The organism is Roseomonas sp. E05 (assembly GCF_030063475.1).
Taxonomy (GTDB): Bacteria; Pseudomonadota; Alphaproteobacteria; order Acetobacterales; family Acetobacteraceae; genus Pseudoroseomonas.
Map to the genome: position 1 here is coordinate 1 of NZ_JASIRT010000030.1, position 22854 is coordinate 22854.

Consider the following 22854-nt stretch of genomic DNA (forward strand, 5'->3'; position numbering starts at 1 on the left):
TCGCTCGGGCGGCAACAGCGGCTCAATGACCAACCAGAGTTCATCTGAAATCAGGGGCTTCGCCATGCCCTTCAGATCGGCATAGCCCTACCGCTTTTCCAGGTTTTGAAAGGTGCTCTTAGAATGTTTATCGCCACGACGTCGTCCCGGCGCCGCGCACCGGCAGCGAAGCACGAGCGCAGCAATCCCGCTGCCTCCGCGGCCCCGTGCCCGAAGGAATGCCGCTGGTGCGGGAGCGCCGCTATGCCGCGGCATCCACGGCGGCCGTGCCGGCGGGGCAGGCCGAACGGAGAAAGGTGGCCAGCTCCCTGAAAGCGGGAGCCCGCCCATCGGTGCGGCGCCAGGCCATGCCGATGGTCCGGCCTGCCGCGGCGCTGGCCAGCTCCTTCACCCGGACAAGCTGGCCCAGCCGGCCCTGCTCACGGGTTGCGAGGAGGGGAAGCAGCGAATAGCCCTCTCCGGCGGCGATCATGTGCCGCAGCATCTCGAGGCTGCTGGCAAAGCGCGCCTGGCGACCCGGCTGCCCCAGGCTGCAAAGCGAGAGGGCTTGTTCGCGTAGGCAATGGCCCTCCTCCAGCAGCAGCAGTTCGCTGCCCGCCAAGTCGTCCAGTGCCAGAGATGGCTGCTCCGCGAGGGGGTGCTCGGCCGGGAGGACAGCCCGGAAGGGCTCAAAGAACAGCGCCTCCCCGGCCATGCCCCCGACCGGAAGGGGCAGGGCGAGTAGCAGCGCATCAAGCTCGCCGCCTTGCAGGGACGAGATCAGGGCGGCGGTGTGCCCCTCCTGCAGGCGCAGCTGCAGCTCTGGATACCGCTCTCGCAGCGCGCCCAGCTGGTCCGGCAGGTAGTAGGGGCCGAGCGTGGCGATCACGCCGAGCCGGAGCGGGCCGGCCAGGGGCGCCGCTCGGCTGCGCGCCAGCTCCATCAGCGCGCGGGCACCGGTCAGCACCTCCCGGGCTTGCCGCAGCAGCACCTCGCCTTCCGGCGTCACCGTGATGCGCCGCGTCGTGCGCTCGAAGAGAGCGGTGCCGAGCAGGGCCTCGAGCTTGCGGACCTGCTCCGACAGCCCCGCCTGGCTTACCCCGCACCGCTCCGCTGCCCGGCCGAAATGGCCGAGCTCCGCGACCGCGACCGCATATTCGAGATCGCGCAGGGACAGGCCGGCGAGCGTCTGGGGAGGCATGGATCATAGGTATCGCCGAATAATCTGCCCGGAAAGATCGAATTTACCTGCTCCTCGCCTCATCCCAGGATGCGTCGTGCCGATGGCGGAAGTTTCAGAGAGGAAGAGCGACCCCATGTCCGACCACACCTCGCGCCCGGTGCTGACCAGCACGGCCGGTGCCCCGGTTGCCGACAACCAGAACAGCGTCACCGCCGGCCCGCGCGGTCCGGTCCTGCTGCAGGACTTCCAGCTGATGGAGAAGCTGGCGCACCAGAACCGCGAGCGCATCCCTGAGCGCGTGGTGCATGCCAAGGGCTCCGGTGCCTATGGCACGCTGACCATCACGGGCGACATCACCAGGTACACCCGTGCCAAGGTCTTCCAGCCCGGCAAGGTGACGGAGACGCTGCTGCGCTTTTCCACCGTCGCTGGCGAGCGTGGCGCGGCCGATGCCGAGCGCGATGTGCGCGGCTTCGCCCTGAAGTTCTACACGGAGGAGGGCAACTGGGATCTGGTCGGCAACAACACCCCGGTCTTCTTTATCCGCGATCCCATGAAGTTCCCGGACTTCATCCGCACCCAGAAGCGCCACCCGCGCACCAACATGCGCAGCCCGACGGCGATGTGGGACTTCTGGTCCCTCTCGCCGGAGAGCTTGCATCAGGTGACCATTCTGATGAGCGACCGCGGACTGCCGCAGAATTACCGCGCCATGAACGGCTATGGCAGCCACACCTATTCCTTTTGGAATGATGCCGGCGAGCGCTACTGGGTGAAGTTCCACTTCAAGTCCATGCAGGGCATCAGCACCTGGACGAATGCGGAAGCGAACGCCGTGATCGCCGAGGACCGCGAGAGCGCCCAGCGCGACCTGTACGAGTCGATTGAGAACGGCCGCTTCCCGCGCTGGCGCGTCTGCGTGCAGATCATGCCGGAGGCCGACGCCGACAAGCACTGGTACAACCCCTTCGACCTGACGAAGGTCTGGCCGCATGCGGACTACCCGCTGATCGAAGTGGGCGTGCTGGAGCTGAACCGGAACCCCGAGCATTACTTCGCGGAGATCGAGCAGGCCTCCTTCTCGCCCTCCAACGTGGTGCCAGGCATCGGCTATTCCCCGGACAAGGTGCTGCAGGGGCGTCTCTTCGCCTATGCGGATGCGCATCGCTACCGCGTCGGCACGCATTACGAGGCGCTGCCGGTGAACCGCCCGCGCTGCCCGGTGAACCATTACCACGCGGATGGCGCAATGCGCTTTGACGCGCCGAAGGGGACCGATGCGTATTACGAGCCGAACTCCTTCAACGGCCCGGCCGAGCAGCTCTCCGCCAAGGAGCCGCCGCTGCGCATCAGCGGCGATGCGGACCACTACGACCACCGCGACGGCAATGACGACTACCGTCAGCCCGGCGACCTCTTCCGCCTGATGACGCCCGAGCAGCAGAACCGGCTCTTCGAGAACATCGCCGGCGCCATGCAGGGCGTGCCGCGCTTCATCATCGACCGGCAGATGGAGCATTTCCGCCGCGCCGACCCGGCCTATGCCGCCGGCGTGGAGGACGCGATCCGGCGCATCCACACCGCCCCGGCCTCGGCGCCCACCACAGCCGCAGACGTCGCCCCGGTTCGGGCGGCGGAATAAGCGTTGCGGGCCGGGGAGGGGCCTAGCCTCTCCCCGACCATCGCCCGGTCTGACGTGCATCCCTCCGCCTGCGAGTGTCCCGCGATGTCTGCTGCTCTGAAGCCGGTCCCCCATGAAGCCGCCCTTCTGGCCGGCACCCGCGGCTCCCCCCTGGCCCTCGTGCAGACCCGCATGGTGCTGAAGGCGCTGCGGGAGGCGGGCGAGCCCGCGCCGCTCGATGCCCTGCCCCTCACCACGACGGGGGATGCGGAGCAGCGCCAGCACCTGGCCGATCTCGGCGGCAAGGGCCTGTTCGCCAAGGAGATTCATGAGGCGCTGCTGGACGGGCATGTGGACTTCGCCGTCCACAGCCTGAAGGACCTTGAGACCGAGCTGCCGCCGGGTGTCGTCATCGCCGCCGTGCTCCCGCGGGAGGATGTGCTGGATGTCATCATCCTCGCACCCGACTGCCCGCCCGACGAACGGCGCGTGCCCCTTTGCGGCCTGCCCGTCGGGGCACGGATCGGCACCGCCTCCGCCCGCCGCGTGGCGCAGCTCCGCCACCTCCGGCCGGATCTCCGCTTCGGCCTCATGCGCGGCAACGTACAGACCCGGCTGCGCAAGCTGGAATCCGGCGACTTCGCCGCCACCATCCTCGCCATGGCCGGGCTGCGCCGCCTGGGGCTGGATGGCCGGGCCGCCCTGGTGCTGGAGCCGGAGACGATGCTCCCGGCGGCGGGCCAGGGCATCATCGCCATCACCGCGCGGGCCGAGGACGGGGTCATGCGCGCAAGGCTCGCCGCCATCGACGATGCGCCCGCCCATCTCGCCGCCATCGCGGAACGCGCCCTGGTGGCAGCGCTGGACGGATCCTGCCGCAGCCCCATCGCGGCCCATGCCCGGCTGCTACCCGGGAACCGTCTCCACATCACCGGCCTCGTTGCCCGCGAGGACGGCTCCTTCCTCCTGCGCCGCAGCCTGGAGGGCGATGCCGCGGAGGCCGCGCGCCTCGGCACCGCCCTGGGCGAAGAGCTGCGCGCCGACAGCCCGGCGGATCTCTTCGGATGAGCCATATTCCACCGCGCCCCAGCTTCAGGCCCGCCCTGGATGCGCGGACCTCGTCGCATCAAGGGCGCATCGGCGTCCTGCTGGTCAATCTCGGTACGCCGGACTCCCCTGGCTACCGCGACGTCCGCCGCTACCTCTCGGAGTTCCTCTCGGACCGGCGGGTGATCGAGAACAATCCGCTCTGGTGGCAGCCCTTGCTGCAAGGGATCATCCTGACCAGCCGTCCCTTCCGCAGCGGTGCCGCCTATGCACGCATCTGGCACAAGCCCACCGATGAAAGCCCGCTGCGCCTCCACACGCGCCGCCAGGCCGCGCTGCTGCAGGAGGCCATGGGCGACGGCGGCCTGCTGGTGGACTGGGCGATGCGCTACGGTCGCCCCACTATCGCCGATCGGCTGAGCACGCTGCAGGAGGCCGGCTGCGACCGGATTCTCGTGGTGCCGCTCTATCCCCAGTACAGCGCGACCACGACCGCCACGGTGAACGATGCCGTCTTCCGCGCCCTGCTGGCGACGCGCCGGCAACCGGCGCTGCGGATCGCCCCCTCTTTTCCCGACCACCCCGGCTACATCGCCGCCCTGGCCGCCTCCGTGCAGGCGCACTTGGCGGGGCTGGAGGCACGGCCGGAGGTGATCCTCGCCTCCTATCACGGGCAGCCGCTGCGCTATGCCCGGGCGGGCGACTCCTATCCGGAGGAGTGCCTACGGACCACGGCCGCCCTGCGGACGGCGCTCGGGCTTTCCGGGGACGAGATGCCGATGACCTTCCAGTCCCGCTTCGGCCGGGAAGCCTGGCTGACCCCCGCGACGGACGAGACGATGCAGGCATTGGCCCGGCGCGGCGTGCGGCGCATCGCCGTCATCTGCCCCGGCTTCGTCGCCGACTGCATCGAGACGCTGGACGAGATCGGCCACGAGCTGCGCGACAGCTTCGAGGCTGCGGGTGGGGAGGCGCTGACGCTGGTGCCCTGCCTGAACAGCGGCCCCGCCGCCATCGGGCTGCTGCAGGACATCGTGGCACGGGAGCTCGCCGGCTGGACCTGAGCGGCGGCATGCGCCGGAGGCGAAGCGGGAACGTGGCGAACGCGGGATCTTGAGAGTGGACTTCGGCACGTCAGAAGGACCAGCGGAGAAAATTCTCGGTCTGATGGAATATTCGCTCTTGGCAGGAGTCTCACTCCACGGGCGCATGCCTGCCGCGTAGATACCCTGATCGGCTGGAGCTTCGAATGCGTATTACGAGCGACACGGCCACTGTCGGCCTTCTCTGCAGCCACGGCTTCTCCAGCGGCCAGCGAGAACGTCGTGGGGTCCCGGATTGCCGGCATCGCCATTGGCGCCGTGACAAGGGATAGCAGCGGGTAACCCAACCACCGAACATCGAAGCGTCAACCCGAAGGCTATCATGCTCACGACCTATCTCAGAACGCTGCTCGGGGGCGCCGTCGGCCTCTGCGCCAATTTTCTCCTGCTCGGCATCGCCGATCGGATGGGCGTCGTTACGGCTCGCGGTGGCTTCCAGCGGCTTGTAAAGATGTGGACCGGCCCGGCCTTGCAGACATTGGGTGCCGACCGAATTTGGGCTGCATGCCATCTGCCGGACCCGGGCGGGCCGGTATTCACGAACGGGTTCAAAATCGTCGTCGGCCTGGTGTTCGCTGTGATTTATCAATGGATCAAGCCGCTTTTGCCGGGTGTCCCCCTGCAAAAGGGGCTGATCTACGCGGTGCTGGTTTGGATGATCAATGCCGGCATTGTCCTGCCAGCGTTGGGTCAGGGATTTGCGGGTATCAAAACCCTGAGTGTTGCGGGCATCATTCTCTTCGCGATCGCCCATACAGCGTTTTTCCTGGTGCTGGCGGCGATCGCCTAACCTCGCGAACGAGAGAAGCCTAGCCGCTCCTGCAATTGCTACGCACAGACCAAGTCACTGGAAGCTCACGCGCACGCTCCGGCCTTCCGCGCTTGCGTAGTCGGAGGTCGCACAGCAGAATCGAACGGATCCCGGACCGCTCACATTGCCGCCGCCGTGGCAGGGCTCGCCGACGGCCGGGTGCGGGCGGTCGGTTACGCAGTTCTTGGAGTTGGCCGCTCGGCCCGCGTTACGTCCTGGCCAGCATCTCGCTGGAACGCGACCATTCCACCAGGGACAAGAAGACCGGTTTCAACGCGTAGGCCTTCTCAGTCAGCGCGTACTCAACTCGCGGCGGGTTTTCCGGATAAGCTGTCCTCGTGACCAACTGATCGGCCTCGAGTGCCCTGAGCTGCGCCGTCAGCATGTGTTGCGTGATGTCCGGCAGCGCGCGCCGCATCTCTCCGAAGCGCAATGGACCGGCAAGCAGCACCCACATGATCTCGGCCTTCCACCGCCCGGTGAGGGCCTTCATGGCATGGCGGAATGCCTTCAGTTCCGCCGCTGAGCATGCGCAGCCTTCTCTGTCGTTCGCACTGGCTTCCGCTTCCAGGGTGGTATGATTTTCCATCCTACTTGTCCGGCACCGTGTTGCAGGTGATTTACATACCATGAGCGACGCGGCATCGAAGACGATCGTTATCCTGGGAGCTACCGGGCAGCAGGGCGGGGGAGTGGTTCGTGCGCTCCTCGCCGATGGCCGGTGGAATCTCCGGGCCCTGTCCCGGAACCCGAACTCGGATGCGGCCCATCGCCTGGCGGCGCGCGGCGTCGAGGTTATCGCAGCGGACATGGATGATCTGGCTGCCATGCGGGCCGCCTTCAAAGGCGCCCATGGCGTCTACTCCGTCCAGGGCACCGACCAAGGAGGTGAGGCGGAGACGCGCCGCGGCATCGCCGTCGCGGAGGCCGCACGCGCTGCCGAAGTTGCACACTTCATCTATGCGTCGGTGGGCGGCGCGGACCGGCGCTCCGCGGTGCCTCACTTCGAGAGCAAGTGGCGGGTCGAGGAGCATGTGCGGCGCATCGGCCTGCCCGCGAGCATCGTCCGGCCTGTCTTTTTCATGGACAACTTCGTGAAGCCTTCCATGCGGGTCGTGCTACTGGCGCTCCTACGGAACTACGTGCCCGCAAACAAGCCACTTCAGATGATCGCGGTGGCTGACATCGGGCACTGGGTGGCGCGAGCCTTTGGTGACCCAGCGGCTTTCATCGGCAAGGCAGAGGAGATCGCGGGCGATGAACTGACCCGTGCGCAGATTGCCGCCGCACTCAAGCGCCATGGTCTGTTCGCCGGACTTCCGTTCGGCGTACCGAGGCTGCTGCTGCGTCCTCTGCCGGCAGACGTGCGCCGAATGTTCGAGTGGTTCGGCGAGTCCGGCTACGCGGCCGACATTCCGGCGTTGAGGGCACGCCACCCCCGCCCCATGACGTTCGAGGAATGGCTTTCCGCGCCGAGGACGTCATGATCGTCGAGACGTGTTCCCTGTGAGCAGCGTGCCGGGACCATCGACGATGGAGGCAAGGACAGCTGATCCATAACCACGCCTGCTCTAGACCCGGGCTTCACGCTGTCCTGCGCGAGGGGAGAGGCGGCCTTACGGAACTGACGCCGCTGTGACGCTCATCGACTGCCGCGGAAGCGGAGCTCTGCTTCTCCCGACGACGCTGGAGCCGAATGCGGCAGAGGAGAAGACCTGCCACAATGGCGGCGTAGATTACCGGCTCCATGGGCCAGGACTTCACCGACAATAGGAAATGTACCGCCGCTAGGGCGGCCACGACATAGACCAGTTTGTGAAGGCCACGCCACCTGTTTCCAAGCCGGCGGATAGCGTAGCGGTTCGACGTCACGGCCAGCGGCACGAGGAGTAGCAGCCCCACAAAGCCAATGGTCAGGTAGAGATGGTTGAGAATGTTGGCCCCGATGGCCGCCCAGTCCAACGACTGGTCGAGGATGGCGTAGGCAGCGGCATGCAGGAGTACGTAGTAGAAGGCGAGGAGCCCGACAGCGCGGCGGAAGCGCAGAAGGTTAACGCCAGCCAGCTGGCGCAAGGGTGTGATGGAGAGGCCGAGGATGAGCAAGCGCAAGGCCCATAGGCCAAGCCGGTATTCCAGCTCCAGCACGGGATCGGCGCCGAGACCGTCCGTGACGGCGAGAAATGCTGTCCAGATGAGCGGAAGGAAGCCCGCCGCATAACAGGCCAGTACCGGCATTCTCATCGTGGCCTGGTTGAGCCATCGTGATGTGTGGCCCGGAACGCAAGCTATGGCCATCAGAAACTCGCCCTCAGGTCCAGACCGGAATAGAGGCCTGCGACCTGATCGCCGTAGCCGTTGAACATCAATGTCGGCTTGCGTCGGCCGAAGAAGCCGGATCCGATGACGCGCTCCGTTGCCTGGCTCCAGCGTGGATGGTCGACCTGTGGGTTGACGTTTGCGTAGAAGCCATACTCGTGTGGCGCTTGGTTGTTCCAGCTGGTTGGAGGCTGTTGTTCGACAAGGCGGATGCCGACGATCGCCTTGATACCCTTGAACCCGTATTTCCAGGGCAGAACGAGGCGCAGGGGTGCGCCATTCTGGTTTGGCAGCGTCTCGCCATAGAGACCGACCGCCAGAGTTGCGAGCGGATGCATGGCCTCATCGAGCCGCAGCCCCTCGACATAGGGCCAGTCCAACGTCTGGAACAGCCCGGCCTGGCCCCGCATCTCGGACGGACGCACGAGCGTCTTGAAGGCCACGAATTTCGCCGAACCCTGCGGATCGGCGCGCTTCAGCACCTCGGCGAGCGGGATACCGACCCACGGAATCACCATGGACCATGCTTCCACACAGCGGTGTCTGAAGATGCGATCCTCAAGCGTATAGGGCTTGATGAAATCTTCGAGCTGATATTCGGCCGGCCTGTTGACGAGCCCGTCCACTTTCACTGTCCAGGGACGGGTGGTCAGCCCGCCGGCATGGGCCTTCGGGTCGGACTTACTGGTCCCAAACTCATAATAGTTGTTGTAGCTCGTGATGTCGCCGAGGCTCGTCGGGGCTTCATCCGTGGAGAAGTGGCTCCGCGCACGCTCAGGCTGCGCGGCCCGACCACCTGCCGGAAAGCCCGCACCGAGCGCCATCCCGGCGGCGGCCAGCAGCGTTCGCCGGGAGACGTAGGCCTCCTTGGGCGTGATCTCCGAACCGGGAATCTTGGGGACAGAGAAGTGCACCATGGCAGTAACCTCCGGTCGCTCAGGCGAGTGCTCGGCATGACGCTGAGCATCGTCAGAATAGATGCCGCTTTGATTGAGTTATTCCCGGCCGAACGGGGAAGCCGGGCTTCTTGTGTCGCGGCTGAGCCGCCGCCCGAGGTCGGCGGGAGACGTGGCCCGTCTCCCGCTTCACTTACCGGACTAGGCCGTCGGGCAGGGGCTGCCTCTCTCGGCGTCAGGATCAGGAGTTCTGCGGACAGGCAACGTCACAGGAGATGCGGCGTCAGGCGTGCTGACCGCCGCCACCCGTTGCCCCGCTTTGCTCGAGACTTTCCACGGGGCTCTGCTGGACCGCAGCTATGCTTGCCAGCGGAGTGCGGCTCGTATCCGTCGGCCAGGAACCGACGGCGGTCGGGCCGGGAATGTACTCTCCGTCGGCAAGGGCGTGGCTCGCGGCCAAAGGACTCAACAGCGCAGCGAGAAGCCCGAGGGCGCGGAGCGCGCGGGGGACGTTCAGGGAAAGCATGGGTCGTTATCCTGTGTAGAAGCGGCGGCAGCCAGTGCCGTCGCTGCAGAGACGCCGATCTCGGCGCTTCTATTCCGTCATGCCGCCGTTCATAATCGAAGCGCAGGAAGACGTTCCTGGTGGGCACCCCAGGTCGTCAATTTGCTGGTCGGTCACTGCTACGAGGGGGCGGTCATGCCGCTTCGCCCGGACCGAGGCTTCCGGCGAGGTCCGATGAGCGGTGTCCGCTGGACCGGTGGTATCGCTATCGATCGTCTAGCACCTTGTTGTGGCTCGAGCGGCACCGTAGAAGCCCGGCATGTCGAAGAAATTCCTCACCGACGTCATCCAGCAATCGTCAGGCCTGACGGGCGTTGCCTCGGGACAAGTGGCAGCGGATCTGATCGCAGCCATCAAGGCCGAGATCATCGAGACCGGGCGATTCTCCCTCCCCGACTTTGGCTCGTTCACGGTGCGGGAGACGCCGAAGCGCAGTGCGCTCAATCCGCGCACCGGCGAGAAGGTCGCGGTGAAGGCCGGGGCAACCGTCAAGTTCAAGCCATCGCCGTCTCTGAAAGAAGCGGCCTTTGCCGGCGTCAAGAAGGCGAAGCGGAAGGCTGCCAAGGCAGGCTAGGACGACCGCTCCGAAGCTGGCCGCCCGGCACCGGATGTCGCGCGGCGATCCGGCCGCCCGACGGGCGGTTTCCACTCGCTCCGCTGCCGCGCGGACCAGGCGTACCGGGCATCGTCCTCGAGCAGATGGAGATGGTCGGCGAGGCGGTTGCGCTCCATCCAGCCGATCGCCGCCTGCAGCTCCGCGAGGGTCATCTGGGCCCGGCTCTTGTTGCCGCTGACCCGCTTTAGGCAGGCATTGTAGCGGTGATACAGGCCAGGACCAGCGACGCCGCCTCGTAAGCCCGCTCGTCCTGCCTCGTCCTCAACCGCCTGAGCCGCCACCATCTCACCCAGCCGCACCCGAAGCCGCCGTTCGGCGACCGAGGGAGGCTCGAGCATCTCGCCCTGTGCCTCCTCCTGCTCCGGCCGCCGCATGGCTAACTCCGGACCTGGTCGCAGTGTGTCGAAACGCATGGCAAGGGCGTTGGAGGCGAGGGGGGTGATCCCCTCCTTCGGCGGCGGCAGCTGGTCCCGCAGCCAGAGCGGCAGCGCATCCTGGCTGCGCCGGGGCTTCGGCCGCTTGGCGAGCGTGCCCTGCTCCGTCTCCATGCGGCGGCGGAACTGCGCGAAGAGCGGGTCGTCCGGGTGGAACACCAGGGCGCGCTGATCTGCATAAGGCCCGGCATGCGGGTCCACCCGCGTCGCCCGGGCCACCATCTGCTCCAGCCAGGGACGCGAGCGGATATGCGTCAGGGCCGCGACGACGGCGACTTCCGGCGCGTCCAGCCCCTCATAGGCCATGGCGACCGTGACCAGGATCGAGGGCTCCGCCCGTAGCCGGAAGGCGGCGAGGACCTCGTGGGCCCGCGGGGTGTCGGAGGTCGCAATCTGCGCCACCTCCTCCGCCTGGGCGGGCGGGATCCAGCGACGGATCACCTCGAGGTAGTGCTTGGCGGCGGCCTGATCCGGCGCCACCACCAGCAGTTTCCCCAGGCCTCGTGCAGCCACGCCCGGGGCCAGGCCACGGTGCTCCCGGCGGCGGGATCGCAGGTCCCGGACCGCCAGAAAAGCCTCGCGGAGCAACGCCTCGGCGAAACCGGTGCGCAGCGCGGTGAAGAGGGCAGGGCGGGTGGTCTCCTCGGGATAGGCCCCGGCGAGGCGATGCGGGCCCAGCTCGACGCCCTCCTCGTCGCGCCAACTGGCTTCGCCATCCAGTGCCCCGAAGGTGACGGGCAGCACGGCCTTTTCGGCCAGCGCCTGCGCGCGCGAGTAGCCAATTACAGCCCAACCCGGGGCGTCGAGCTCGACCTCGCGGGTGCGAGCCTTCGGTCCCTTGCGGTAGGGCAGCCACAGGATCCCCCTCCCGTCCGCCCGCTCCAGCGTGCCCGAGAGCAGCAGACGGACCGTCGCGCATTCGAGGAGAGGCAGGATGGCGCGCGACCAGGCGCTGGCCTCGTCCTCCTCGGCCCGGGCGGCCTGTGCGGCGGCAGTAGGATCCGTTTCGGCCAGCGCCGGGAGATGGTGCATTTCGTCGATCACCAGCAGCGTCCGGTGCCGCCGAAACTCCTTGAGGTGCAGGTCGGGCGCGGCCGCGACGCCCTGGTAGGTGGTGACGTAGCCATCGAGGCCGCGCGATGGATCGGGTGTGTTGTCGGCGGCCCGGACGGAGAGGCTGTGGCCGAGCGTCGCGCGCCAGCTCGGGTCGGCGAAGGCCTCCTCCGCTTGCAGGCGCAGACTGTCGCGGGGAACAACCCAGCAGATGCGCTCGACGGTGCCGGCCGCGATCAGGCGCGTGCCGGCCAGAACGGGCAGCAGTGACTTGCCGCCGCCAGGCGTGACGGCGGCCAGGATGTCCCTGGCGTCTGTATCGCCAGTGGCGATCGCCTCGATGACGCCCGCGAGGCGTCTTTGATGCGAGCGATAGGACCGCTTCGTCAGAGCTGGGCACCCGGGATGGAAGGGCCAGAATCTTGATTCGCCAGGAATCCGCTGTCCACCCCCCGGGGGCCGAACGACGCAGAGCTTATGCGGTCGGCTTCCATGTTGACGGAGGCAGGACGGGCTCGGTGCGCGGCATCATTGCGATGCTGTGTGGCAAGCGCCGTCCAGGCTCAAAGGCGACAATCGGGATCGACCAGGGTCGAGAGTGGTCCAACATGCTCTGGATCGGCGACGATCGGTGTGTGCGTGAATCCAAGGTCCAACATCACGTAGAGGCGATGCCGTCCATCCATCACCGTCGTGCGGCCGCGCTCGAAATACAGCCACGGCATTGGGATTTCTTCCTCAGCCGAGATCGCCAGCTGCATCCGGAGATACCGCTCAGGCTTGAACGTCTCAGCGTTGCGCTCCTCAACGGTGTACGCCCACCCCGAATCACCGCGGAGTGCCGCGCTCAGCCACCCCAGATTCACGACCAGTGTCGAGGGGTTGGCACTGCAGGTCGTGGGCCTCTTGAAATGCCCGTAGATCTTTGGCGCGACTGGCGGCGACCTGGCGAGGAACGAGGCGATCGTCAGTCCATGAGCCTTCGGCTCAGACATGGCTTTCACTCCCCGTTCGGCGGCGTCGCGGTATGGGTCGCGCGGCCGGTGTGTTCAGAATGAACACAGGCATGCTCGACGCCTCAGCCCGCATGCTGCCGCCGCGCCATCTCCAGGATGACGGCGTCGGAGACGTCCTTCATATAGTTGATCTCCTGCTGGATGTTGGCGAAGTTGGCGGCGCGGTTGTAGTGCGCCCAGCGGCGAGTGACCGCCTGTTCGCTGGAGTAGGGCAGCTCGCCGCCCGGAAGGATGCGCGCGGTTTTCATATCCACGCGGCGCGCAACTGCATCGAGCGCCAGGCAATCCCGGAATTGCCGGGGGAGGGTTGCGGTCTGGTAGCAGGACTGGACCTCAGCGCTGACGCCGACCATGCCGCCTGTCTGGCGGGCCTGTGTGAACCGATCGGCCAGTCCGCCGATCATCTGGCGAACCGTGGTCGGGGTCACGACGCCGGCATTGGGCGGAGCGGCTGGGGCCACAGGCATCTGGCAAGCGGTCAAGGTCGCGAGCATGAGCGGCGCGATGCGACCGAACAGCGGTGTGATTCTGGGCATGTGTTCTCCTGCAGATCTGGCGATCACCGACCCGACTCGCGCCATGCCTCGGCACTGCGACATGAGCGTCGCTGTGCCGACCACAGGGCGGTCCTCAACGCAGTGCCAAAGCACGGCGGTCGCACAGACCATGGAAGCCGACCATCGTGCGAACGGCGAATGCCTTCTGTTATCTGCCGGTCGCGTGCCGAGTCGCGTCGTGCCACGCCACCAATGCGTTACGTCAGGAGCCGCCCGAAGGCGCCTGATGGTACGCCCGCCTTCCGCCTGCCCTTGCCGGGGCGGCCGGCCGCATCAGCCAAGCCATGCAGGGTTTTGTCGAGGCGCAGCTCGCCCGTGTGGTGCTTCTCCAACATCCGCCGGAGATAGCCCCCCGGGTTCTTGACCAAGCGGGCCTCATGCTTGGCCGCGATGGTGCCAATCGCGACCGATGCCCCGATCCCGCCAAGCACCAGCTTCGCCTGCCCGTAGAGGTGGGTGGACACGCCCATGTGCTGGCGCAACAGATCGCAGGCCTCTGCGATCTGGCCCCAACTTGGGGTGCTGGTGTTCACCCAGTCCCGATAAGCCGGGACGAGGTGCAGCAAGACCTGCGGGCTCACGGGGAAGCCGCGAAACAGATCCGCCTCAGCTGCACCGTCACGCTGCCACCTGTTCGGCCGTTCGGTCCCAACCTCACCGCCGACTCCACCTGCTTCCTGAGCAAGGCTTCTGCCTGCCGGTGCAGTCGCTTTAGCGATCTGGAGTTCATTGGTAGTTGTAATAGGGGGTCCCTCTGGTGACCCCTGGGGGTTACTATTTACGCAATCCACAGCGCTCCGAGCTGTCTGAACTCGCTGCTCGACCTGGTCATGAAGCAGGCGGAGCCGACCAGCGAGCGGCACCAGCTGCAGCAGGTCCCTCTGCACGCGGGCCGTGGCCGCGAGGTGTCGCACCGCATCAGCGAGCCCCTGCCAGTCAGCGCCGATAAGGCCCTCGTCCATGGCGTGGTCCGTGAGCGAGAGAGCGGCGCGAGCCGTGGCGCTGCAGGTCGCCCGGAGCGCCCTGGCCTCCTGCCGCCGTGCCTCGTGTTCGGCGGCGGCCGCCAGGAACTCAAGCATGCGTTCGCCGATGGGACTGAGGTCGAACCCACACGCCTGAAGAATGCGGCCGGTCTTCTTGTCCCGCCGGCCCCACCGGCGGCCCGTCCCGATGTCATGGGCACGGATCAGGCCAAGGTCGATGAGGCGGCGCAGGCGCTTCTTGATGCCGCTCAGGGTCAGACCCGTCTCTGACACCAGGGCCTCCTGGGATGGCCAGACCAGGCGCGGCCATCCCTCCTGCCAGTCGGTGCTCCAGGAGTAGCCGAACAGGACGTCCACCATGTGGACGACCGCGGGGCTGAAGCCCATCGCGCAGGCGGCCTGTTTGAAGGCAGACAAGACCCGCCCCTTGTCCAGAGCAGGCAGGGCCCCTCTCAGGCGGGCGGTAGCCTGCAGCTGGGCCGCGGTCGTGCGACGCCGCCCGGTAGGCCGGGGCACTAAGGCTTCGGGTAGCTCGGTCCTCATGTCTCGCTCCTGGCGAGCGCGCAGCCGAACCGGCGGACATAGCTCTCCCGTTGCCACGCGAAAGGTCGCTTGACGAAGGGACGGCTCGAACCTATCTTGGGGCTATCGGTATTTGGTTGCCCAAGACAGGGTGTCTTTCAGTTCGGAAAAGGTCGGTGCCTGGCAGCACCGGCCTTTTTCATTTCAGCGCGCCATCGTTGTTGCCTTCAGAAGGCGGTTGAAGAAATGCCCAGACGCGCTTGTTCCGAGTCTGGACGAGGAGAGGTTGCAGCCGATAGAGCGCAGTTGTCCAGCCATAATCCTCCCCAGGGTGGGGAGGTCAGGCGGCGTCGGCCTTGTCAGTGAGGTCGGCATGACGGAGGAAGTGGTGGAAGGCAGTCAGGACCACGGCCGACCGGTGGACACCATGAGCTAAAGCCAATCCATCGACCCTGGCTTTAAGCCCCTCATCCATCCACAGCGTCATCCGACCGACTCCGACCGGCGTTGCCATGAACAGCACTTTCTCGCCTCGCTCCGCCTGGTTCACCAGAGAACCGATCGCTTCCTCATGAAGATCCCGCGCAAACACGCGCTTCCCTCCCGTCCGACTCCGAGCTTCGATCAGGCTGCGGAAGGCCTCGCGAAAGCGGGGTGGCAACGGGACGGTCACCTTGGCGATGTTCGCAGAGCGTTCGGTCAGTGGGCGGACCATTTCAGCGCTCCAGGGCTCCTCTAGCTTTAACGTCGGTGGCGGCACCAAGGTGCGAGCAACGAAGCATGCCGCATCACGTCCGACCATACCAGAAACGGCTCACTCAACCGGGCTCATTTCGGGCGTCCCTCCTCTGTTCCTCATCAGTGTAAAGCGCCCTGGTGCGAACGAGCGCGGCCTCAATGAAAGCCAGTCGCCCCTCTACGGGGATGTTGCCATCCCCAGCCTCCGCAGACTAGAACAAACAAGGAACAACACTCGGTCGTTCAAGGTCGCGCCTGATTGGTAGTCACTGGTCGGTCCAGGTGATGTGCGCGGCGCCGTTGCGGAGGAGGGTGGCGTGACAGTGGCCGACATGCGGGACGTAGTTCGTCGGCTGGTGCCACTGCATCACCTTCGCCAGCATCCAGCCACGCTGCCCAGTGGTCAGCAAAACTGGAATGAAGCCGTCGGTCTCTGGGCCAGTCACCGCAACAGCGCCACGCTGGAACGCGATGCGGCTCCCAGGGTCAGCACTCCGGGAAGCGTAGACCCAATCGCCGTTGATCAGAGCGCGACAGCTCAGACCTGGCGTATCGCGTCCGCGCAGCGGCGGATGGCGGAAATTCAGGATCTGCACCGGGACGATCGGGTTCGGGTGGGCCGACGAGTGGATGGTCGCCGCCAACGCAATGGCAAAAATTGTGCTGAGCACGAGGATAGCCCCCTCCGCGTGTTGGTCCTTACAGTTGTGGTTGCCGCACTGACGCACAACGAAAGCGCAACCAGCCCTTGCACCCAAAGTCTAGATTTTGCCAAACTCCTATTGGGAGCGGTCCGTAAACTCGCGGGAGATGACGCTTCACACCCATGTGAAGGAACCCGTTGTGCTCAGTATGCTCGTGAAGCTTGTTCCAGACGCTCACCGGGTTCTACGTATACGGGAGAAAACGGGCCGAGAAAATGACGTCAATCTCGTTACACGATTTCTGAGCGTTCGGAGCGCGCCACAGTGACCTGTCAGCAGTAACGAACCTACACTCAGAACAATCTGATGTAGTTCTCCGTGCTTCTGCAGCGCGTTCTTGGGGATAGCCCAAATGAATACAGGTATAACCGTCGGTTCGCTTCAGAATTAGGATGGCGACGGCAGTACCGACCGCTGTCACTCATTGAGTGGCATTGCCAACGGGCAGGGGGAGAGGGGGTCACAAGCCGTGCGTCATCCGGGATACAATGCGCCTGCACGAGGCAGCTCTGGAGCTGCCTGCTGGGATCCTGGCAGCTGCGGGGGAGTGGCCGATCTATGGGAATGTTCGACGACTTGCCGGCCGGGAGCGTGTCCAACGCAAGCCAATCAGGGCCCGCATCTTTCGTTCCTGCAGACATGCCCTCCATCACGCATGCCGACGTCCTCGAGGGTATTGCTGCCGGCGGCTACATCCGCGGGATCATGGTCGAGGCGCAGGAGCCGGACAATCGGGCGACCCGCTATGCCCTCTACATCCTCACGTCATGGCAGCAGGGCTACCACGTCTTCCATATCGCATGGCCTTCCCGCCCACGGCTGTTCAAGGATCTTGACCGGCTTATGGAGATGCTCCGCTTCGAGTTCCGGTTCCGCGGCGCCGTCAGTGTCCGGCTGGCAGGAGAGCAGGTCGCGCAGAAGAGTGCCCGGCTCCGTGTCCGACGCGACGGTTCGAAATCCGGGGCTGTGGAGTCCTAGAGGAGCGACGCTCTGGCGCCAGGCTGGCGCCCTGCGAGAGGCCGAGTCATGCAGATGAGCGCTCTCCATGATGTCGTGCCTGTCGATGCACAAGCAGCGTCTGCGGCGTTCGATGCATCATCCATTATGGACGACGACCAGCTCGTCGCCTTCTGCACTTCCGTGATCGAATTGGATGATATCGTTTATTCCCAGGTCGAGCAGGGTGCGTGGATAACGTCCGGCGAGCACGACACCCTGATGCGGACTTTGTCGGACATGGACGTGGACAGAGTCGACAAGGTTTACCGCATTGCCGCCACCCCGGCTTCGAGCGAACGAGGTCTCAAGAGCAAGCTCGCCGTCATTGAACGATTGCTGTCGCGTCGGCTCGAGGAGCCGACGCCCGCACGGGACGCTCTGCTGCTCTCCTTCGTATCCGACATCGAGAGGGTATGCGACGCGGCGTTCACGAGCCGGAATTGCACGATCTCCAACGCGTTGGATGAAAACGCCGACATCCTGTCCATCAGCCAGACATGCTTGTCCCTGCTCGCCCAGCTGGAAGAGGGATATGCGCATCTTCAGGACGACAGCCTGCCTCTCGAGAGGCTCGACGCCCTGGCAGCGGAGTTGTGGCCCACCTTCCAAAAAGCAGAGGCCGCGGTCGAGGCTCTGATCGACATGCAGGCGTTGTCACTCCATGCGGCACAGGCCAAGGCCAGAGTATTGGAGCAGGCGCTGAGGCTGGACGACAGCGACACTCACGACCTCCGGGTCGATCTCGCCCGGTCCTATATCGCTGATCTTAGCTGGCTTCTCGCCGAGACTGATCGCGAATGCGAACTAGCGGGCCCCGCTGGCCACTGGTGGACCAGCCTCATGAGCCGGATCCTGCGACGCGGTTGTCCGCCGCGATAACCCGCGCGCCGTTCGCACGGCGGCCTCCTACCCTCCACTCATCGACGCAGTGGAGGTGTCATGCGATCCTACCTTCTAGCTTCCTGCCTGGTTCTCGTGCCTGAGCTTGCCCTGGCCGAGCCGCTTTGCAGCCTGCCACCTCTGCTGCCGGAGCGCGCAGTGGCAGCCGGCCCGCAACTCCGCTCGACGATCCAGGTCGGTGCTCCCGCCAATCCCGCCCAGATCCAAGTGCCCGCCGTTGCTCCGCCGCCGGTGCTGGCGCCGCGCGGCTCTGAAGCGCCAACCTCCGCGGAGGCGGTGCGGCAGCCGCCGGCCCTGCAGCGCATCGTCGCCTCGGGTGCCACCCTGACCGACCTCGGCCAGTATCACGGGATGCGCCGGGTGGTCGCCCGTACGGGCGACGAACTGATGGTGGTCTCCACCACGCCGGACGGGCAGGCGATCGTCGCCGGGCTGATGTCGGACCTGTCGGCGGCCGAACTGGCGCGGATCGCGGGTGGCAACCTGACGGAGCTCGGCCTCCAGCACGGCCTGCGCGGTATGCTGGTCAAGAGCGGGCCGCAGTTCCAGGTGTTCTACGCGACCCCGGACGGCGAGCGGGTCATCCCCGGCGTGATGTGGGACGCCTCCGGCAAGAACCTGACCCGTGAGCAGATCTCGGCTGTGCCGGGGGCCGTCCCGACCGTCACCATCGGCGACACCGGCGCTCCGGCGCAGGGTGCCACCCCCGCCGCGGCCACGGCGGCACCGGCGGGCTCGGCGCTGCACCTGGTGCAGGCGACCACCTTCGGGACGATCGGCAACGCCTCGGCGCCACGCCTGTGGATGTTCATCGACCCGCAGTGCTCCTTCTCGGTGCAGGCGATGCAGCGCCTGCAGCCCTACGTCGCGAGCGGCCGGGTGCAGCTGGCCGTCATCCCGCTCTCCGTACTCGACTACGAGGACCAGGGCCGGAGCACGACCAGCGCGCTGGCGATGCTGAGCAAGCCAGCCGACCAGATGGTCACGGCCTGGAGCCGGGGTGATCTCAACGGCGCGCCCGCCCCGGAGGCGGCGGCCCGCCTGCAGGCCAACATGGCGGCCGCGCACGCCATCCACCTGCAGGGCACGCCGACCTTCATCTGGCGCAAGGCGGACGGCTCGGAGGGTCGCGCCGACGGCGTGCCGGGCGATCTCAACGCCGTGCTGTCCTCGATCGGGAGCTAAGGCATGGAAGCCGGGCAGAGGCCGAAAATCGACCTCGGCGCACCTACCGCCCGGGCCACCCGGTCGGGGCGGGTCTTCCGGACGCTGACGGCGGGGCCGCGTTGGTTCTGGTCCCGCTCCAAGGAGGCGAGCGCGAGCGAGGAGATCCTGCATAGCGGCCGAATCATCCAGGATCTCGCGGCGGCCGTCCGCCAGGGGCCCGGAGCTCCGCGCCGGATCTACGTCGATGGGGATCACCGTCTCGACATGGAAGCCACGGCCCTGAGCCATGGCCTGAGCGTGGCCGGTCTCGAGGAGCGCGTGGCCAGGCGGCGACGGCAGACCATGCGACTGGCCTACCTGACCTTCGCGGGTGGCTGGCTGGCGCTGGGCTGGTGGCTGTGGCAGGTGCTGACCACGCCGTGGAGCCCCGGCCGGATGGTGCTGGGGATCGAGTTCATCCCCTTCTGCGCCCTGTTCTTCCTACTGGCGTTCAAGAATGCCTGGATGAATTGGCAGCTCAGGACGGGACGGCTGGGCTCGGCCATGGAGTATCTGACCACGGCCGAGTGCTTCTGGCCGAGCTGAGGCTCAGAAGGTGCCGGGCGGGGCGAACTGTTCCCCTCCGGCCGCCCCTGTCGCCCAGGGGGCGTGCTCATAATCAGGGCGCCCGGAAAGGATGGCTGGATCGGTCGGTCGCACGATCGTCCCGCGCCGATCGGTGACCGGCGGCACCCAGGTCGCGTTGGCCGTCCCATAGGTCGCATAGGGGCTGTAGGTCAGATGTCGCACGGGCGGGGCGGCCGGGGCCGAGTAGTCGCTGGCCGTTTTGACATTGCCGCCGCTGCAGGCGGACAGGGCGGCGGCCACGGACAGCAAAGCCAGGATACGAGAAGGGCGCATGGCGGAACTCCTGCTGAGGAGACCACCATGCGCCCTCACGGTGCGAACGGCGCCGCGTGTCAGTCCAGCAAAAGCCCAGCTTCGCGGAGCTTGGCCTCGGCTTCCCGAGCCCACTTCTTTAGCTCTGCGTAGTTGAATTCATACTCCGTCAGAGCAGATCGTGCGGCCTTCAGCTGCCGCCGCAGCTCCTGATTTTCGGCAAGCAGGTCCTGATTGTCGGCGATCAGCGCATTCACGTCGACGGTCGGCGCCTGCGGCTGGAAGCGCTGGCCGAACGTCCGAGCCAGGTTGCGAAGGGATTGCTCGCGCTGCATGGACATCCGGCCCAACGCGTATGCAGCAAGTGTGCCCATCCCTGATGAAGGCTCTTCGTCGTCCATCATCCTTCCTCCCGCGGCGGCGTAGTGTCGGACGCTGCTCGCACCGTAGAATCTAGCTCACTACCGGCGGCCGCCGAGCCTCCGGCCGATCGTGCTACCCTTGTGGAACGCGGCCCCGGAAGCGCACGGGTCGGCCCAGGGATTTGCCCCGCCCGAGCAGCCGCAGTCCCATCCACCAAGCCGTTCTGCAAGGTGGTGAGCGTACCACCAACGCCAACCAGGGCAGCGTCCCTGCTGTACTGGTCCATATCTACCCGGTTCGCCGACCCGAAGCCAATCAGCTTGGGGAGATGATGCGGCAGGATGGAGATCATCCGGAACGACATGATGGCAAGCGCCACGTGCATCATGACGAAGATCGAGACCATGACCACCAGCCCGAGCCAGTTGGTCAGGATCCCGCCGTTGTGGAGCGCGAAGCCGGCCGCGATGCCGAAGCCCTGCCGGATCAGCCAGGACCCGCTGCTGAAGATGAAGTAGCCGAAGAACAGGCCCAGCAGCATCAGGACCGGCCGGAACAGGACGTTGAACAGCAGGCTGTAGCCCTCGATCCCCCTCCCATGCAGGCCTTCGCCCTGGAAGGTCATATGGGCCAGCATCCAGAGCGGCACCGCGACCACGGCCTCGCAGACCAGGATGATCCAGCCCATGACGCCCGCGAACCAGATGGCGAAGGGGATCATCGGCAGCACGAAGGCGATGGTCAGGCCGGGGATGAGCATGCTCGCCGCCCCGAGAAAAATCGGGGTGGCCAGGAAGTTGATGACCGAATGGGCCACCACGGTCGCCGCCGCGCCACCCCACTGGAAGGTCAGGACCTGCCAGGCGGTCAGGGCGGTGCTGCCGGCGCTGGAAGCCAGCAGGGTGGCGCCGCCGAGCACGATCAGGGCGATGTTGATGAGGAAGTTGCCCAGCGCCATGAGGCTGCCGAAGGGGTCGGTCCACATGGTGCTGCTCGGCAGCATGTAGCTGGTGATCTTCTGCAGCATCCAGCTGCTGATGCCGAGCTTGCTGTAGAGGCGCTCCAGCACGTCGTTGCCGTCCTCGCCCGGCACGGCGCCGGAGAACAGCTCGGCATTGCCTCCCGGCGGGTTGAGCCCGTCCTTGGTGGTCACGTAGGACTGCAGCCGGGTCAGGAAGCTCTGGCTCGACTGCACAAAGGGCGCAAGGTCGAGTGAGAGGGACTGCCCGAGGCCCTGGTAGCTCGGCAGGTTGATCTCCGGCGTCGAGTTGACCAGCGAGAGGGTGACGCCGTTCAACCGGGCGAACTCGAGGTAGTAGGCGCCGGCCGAACTCCAGCCGAGCGCCGAGAGCTGCGTCTGCCCGGTGCTGAGGCCGACATTGCCGTTGCGGGCGTCAGCGGCGTTCTGCATGGCGCTGCGGAGCGCGGAGGCGGCATCGGTCGCCACCTGCGTCAGCCTCTGCGTGTAGTCGGAGGTAGCGCTGGTGAGCACGCCCATCAGCGGCTCCAGCGCCGAAGCCTTGCGGGTGTTGAAATAGTTCTGCGCGACCTGCTCCACCTGCGGCCGGATGTCGCTGGTCAACACGCTGGTCAGCGCGTTGCTGAGCAGCGCTGCCTTGTCCACGGTGACGCCGGCGATCGACGGTGCCGAAGCGTTGGTGTTGCGCAGCGTGATGCTGCCACAGACCGGCGTGCCGGTCTCGTTCCCGGCCGACATGGAATAGGACCAGGTCTGGATCTGGCTGCCGTCGAGCTGATTGACGGTCGCGGGATTCGGCGCCGGGATCAGGTTGCTGTTGTTGGCGATGGTGTTCACCAGGCTCCGGCACAGTTCCATCTGGATCAGACCGGAGACGACGGAGCGGGTACCGGGGATCATCGGCGGGTCGATCACCATCGCATCGGGTCCGACCGCCTTGATGGCGTTGGTGTAGACGGATCGCGCCATGCCGATGCCCCACATGGAAGCCTGCACCACGGCCGCCTGCCCGGCCCCGAAGCCACTCGACAGCGGGTACATCATGATGGCGGCGAAGCCGAGCCGGACCACGAACATGGACGTCATGTTGCTCGACAGCAGCCGGGCCGTCTCGGCACCCCGGTGGATCTGCATGATCGTCGCGTAGCAGAGCCAGGTCATGGCAATCGCGGCGACGAAGCCGGTGAGCTGGCTGACGATGAGCCCGATCACGGAGGTGGCGCTGCCGATGCTCGGCCCGCTGGAGGTGCCGATGACGGGGAAGAGGGATTTGAGGACCTGGGCGGCCCAGTCGTCACCGGGATCGAGGGCGCTCCAGCTCATGTTCATACCGGAGCTGGGGGCGGTCTGTGCCATGGCCGGCACGGCCAGGCACACCAAGGCGAGGCTTAGGAGTAAGGGCCAGTGGCGGCGCATTGCATCC

Annotated in this window: 23 protein-coding genes; 10 read left to right on the forward strand and 13 right to left on the reverse strand. The window is 66.3% G+C overall.

Features of this window, described 5'->3' with window-relative positions; all coding sequences use genetic code 11:
• Positions 1-241 precede the first annotated feature (241 nt).
• Positions 242-1180 (reverse strand): LysR substrate-binding domain-containing protein, encoded by a 939-nt coding sequence (locus QMO56_RS21300; protein ID WP_283529157.1) that lies wholly within the window; start codon positions 1178-1180, stop codon positions 242-244.
• 115 nt (positions 1181-1295) lie between these two features.
• Here QMO56_RS21300 and QMO56_RS21305 point away from each other — a divergent pair, with 115 nt between their 5' ends.
• The 4 genes from QMO56_RS21305 (at position 1296) to QMO56_RS21320 (ending at position 5723) form a co-directional block, all read left to right on the forward strand.
• On the forward strand, positions 1296-2804 hold the full coding sequence (locus QMO56_RS21305; protein ID WP_283529159.1) for a catalase: 1509 nt from the start codon (positions 1296-1298) through the stop codon (positions 2802-2804).
• Positions 2805-2888: 84 nt separating this feature from the next.
• The gene (hemC, locus tag QMO56_RS21310; RefSeq protein WP_283529161.1) at positions 2889-3851 is read left to right on the forward strand and encodes a hydroxymethylbilane synthase; all 963 of its coding nucleotides are present in this window, start codon (positions 2889-2891) and stop codon (positions 3849-3851) included.
• A complete protein-coding gene (gene hemH, locus QMO56_RS21315) occupies positions 3848-4894 on the forward strand; it encodes a ferrochelatase (RefSeq protein WP_283529163.1) in 1047 nt (348 codons plus the stop codon). Before hemC ends, hemH begins: the two co-directional genes overlap by 4 nt.
• Before the next feature lie 361 nt (positions 4895-5255).
• On the forward strand, positions 5256-5723 hold the full coding sequence (locus tag QMO56_RS21320; RefSeq protein ID WP_283529165.1) for a hypothetical protein: 468 nt from the start codon (positions 5256-5258) through the stop codon (positions 5721-5723).
• A gap of 229 nt (positions 5724-5952) precedes the next feature.
• On the opposite strand, the gene QMO56_RS21325 is transcribed toward QMO56_RS21320, so the two are convergent.
• Positions 5953-6333, reverse strand: a complete 381-nt coding sequence (locus tag QMO56_RS21325; RefSeq protein WP_283529168.1) for a helix-turn-helix domain-containing protein — start codon at positions 6331-6333, stop codon at positions 5953-5955.
• A gap of 40 nt (positions 6334-6373) precedes the next feature.
• Between QMO56_RS21325 and QMO56_RS21330 the strand changes: the two genes are divergently transcribed.
• On the forward strand, positions 6374-7231 hold the full coding sequence (locus tag QMO56_RS21330) for an NmrA/HSCARG family protein (RefSeq protein WP_283529171.1): 858 nt from the start codon (positions 6374-6376) through the stop codon (positions 7229-7231).
• Positions 7232-7328: 97 nt separating this feature from the next.
• Here the strand turns inward: QMO56_RS21330 and msrQ are convergent, their stop codons facing one another.
• Both msrQ and msrP read right to left on the reverse strand, forming a co-directional pair.
• Positions 7329-7979 carry a protein-methionine-sulfoxide reductase heme-binding subunit MsrQ gene (gene msrQ / locus QMO56_RS21335; protein WP_283529173.1) on the reverse strand — a complete coding sequence of 217 codons (651 nt, stop codon included), beginning with the start codon at positions 7977-7979 and terminating at the stop codon, positions 7329-7331.
• Between the two features lie 59 nt (positions 7980-8038).
• Positions 8039-8977 carry a protein-methionine-sulfoxide reductase catalytic subunit MsrP gene (gene msrP, locus QMO56_RS21340; protein ID WP_283529175.1) on the reverse strand — a complete coding sequence of 313 codons (939 nt, stop codon included), beginning with the start codon at positions 8975-8977 and terminating at the stop codon, positions 8039-8041.
• Between the two features lie 803 nt (positions 8978-9780).
• Here msrP and QMO56_RS21345 point away from each other — a divergent pair.
• On the forward strand, positions 9781-10095 hold the full coding sequence (locus QMO56_RS21345; RefSeq protein ID WP_075800909.1) for an HU family DNA-binding protein: 315 nt from the start codon (positions 9781-9783) through the stop codon (positions 10093-10095).
• Here QMO56_RS21345 and QMO56_RS21350 read toward each other — a convergent pair.
• From QMO56_RS21350 to QMO56_RS21375, 6 genes are all read right to left on the reverse strand, one after another.
• Positions 10092-12014 carry a DEAD/DEAH box helicase gene (locus QMO56_RS21350; protein WP_283529258.1) on the reverse strand — a complete coding sequence of 641 codons (1923 nt, stop codon included), beginning with the start codon at positions 12012-12014 and terminating at the stop codon, positions 10092-10094. The two genes, QMO56_RS21345 and QMO56_RS21350, sit on opposite strands and share 4 nt — an antisense overlap.
• A 173-nt stretch (positions 12015-12187) precedes the next feature.
• Positions 12188-12619, reverse strand: a complete 432-nt coding sequence (locus QMO56_RS21355) for a hypothetical protein (RefSeq protein WP_283529179.1) — start codon at positions 12617-12619, stop codon at positions 12188-12190.
• An 83-nt stretch (positions 12620-12702) separates the two neighbouring features.
• Positions 12703-13176 (reverse strand): hypothetical protein, encoded by a 474-nt coding sequence (locus QMO56_RS21360; RefSeq protein WP_283529181.1) that lies wholly within the window; start codon positions 13174-13176, stop codon positions 12703-12705.
• 218 nt (positions 13177-13394) lie between these two features.
• Complete coding sequence (repC, locus tag QMO56_RS21365; RefSeq protein WP_283529183.1) at positions 13395-14723, reverse strand: plasmid replication protein RepC; 1329 nt, start codon at positions 14721-14723, stop codon at positions 13395-13397.
• Positions 14724-15042: 319 nt separating this feature from the next.
• Positions 15043-15417, reverse strand: coding sequence for a hypothetical protein (locus QMO56_RS21370; RefSeq protein WP_283529185.1), 375 nt, complete (start codon positions 15415-15417; stop codon positions 15043-15045).
• A 289-nt stretch (positions 15418-15706) separates the two neighbouring features.
• Positions 15707-16111: a hypothetical protein gene (locus tag QMO56_RS21375; protein WP_283529186.1), complete on the reverse strand. Its 405-nt coding sequence runs from the start codon at positions 16109-16111 to the stop codon at positions 15707-15709.
• Positions 16112-16708: 597 nt separating this feature from the next.
• On the opposite strand from QMO56_RS21375, the gene QMO56_RS21380 reads away from it, so the two are divergent.
• The 4 genes from QMO56_RS21380 to QMO56_RS21395 are packed head-to-tail and all read left to right on the forward strand — an operon-like array spanning position 16709 to position 19795.
• Entirely contained in the window at positions 16709-17122 is a 414-nt protein-coding gene (locus tag QMO56_RS21380) for a hypothetical protein (protein ID WP_283529188.1), read from the forward strand.
• Between the two features lie 48 nt (positions 17123-17170).
• On the forward strand, positions 17171-18022 hold the full coding sequence (locus QMO56_RS21385) for a hypothetical protein (protein WP_283529190.1): 852 nt from the start codon (positions 17171-17173) through the stop codon (positions 18020-18022).
• A 60-nt stretch (positions 18023-18082) separates the two neighbouring features.
• A complete protein-coding gene (locus tag QMO56_RS21390) occupies positions 18083-19228 on the forward strand; it encodes a hypothetical protein (RefSeq protein WP_283529192.1) in 1146 nt (381 codons plus the stop codon).
• 3 nt (positions 19229-19231) lie between these two features.
• Complete coding sequence (locus tag QMO56_RS21395; RefSeq protein ID WP_283529194.1) at positions 19232-19795, forward strand: hypothetical protein; 564 nt, start codon at positions 19232-19234, stop codon at positions 19793-19795.
• A gap of 3 nt (positions 19796-19798) precedes the next feature.
• Here the strand turns inward: QMO56_RS21395 and QMO56_RS21400 are convergent, their stop codons facing one another.
• From QMO56_RS21400 to QMO56_RS21410, 3 genes are read right to left on the reverse strand one after another with little or no spacing between them, the layout of a single operon-like run.
• Complete coding sequence (locus tag QMO56_RS21400) at positions 19799-20110, reverse strand: hypothetical protein (protein WP_283529196.1); 312 nt, start codon at positions 20108-20110, stop codon at positions 19799-19801.
• A gap of 59 nt (positions 20111-20169) precedes the next feature.
• The gene (locus QMO56_RS21405; protein WP_283529198.1) at positions 20170-20490 is read right to left on the reverse strand and encodes a hypothetical protein; all 321 of its coding nucleotides are present in this window, start codon (positions 20488-20490) and stop codon (positions 20170-20172) included.
• Entirely contained in the window at positions 20490-22754 is a 2265-nt protein-coding gene (locus QMO56_RS21410; protein WP_283529200.1) for a DotA/TraY family protein, read from the reverse strand. Before QMO56_RS21410 ends, QMO56_RS21405 begins: the two co-directional genes overlap by 1 nt.
• Between the last annotated feature and the right edge of the window lie 100 nt (positions 22755-22854).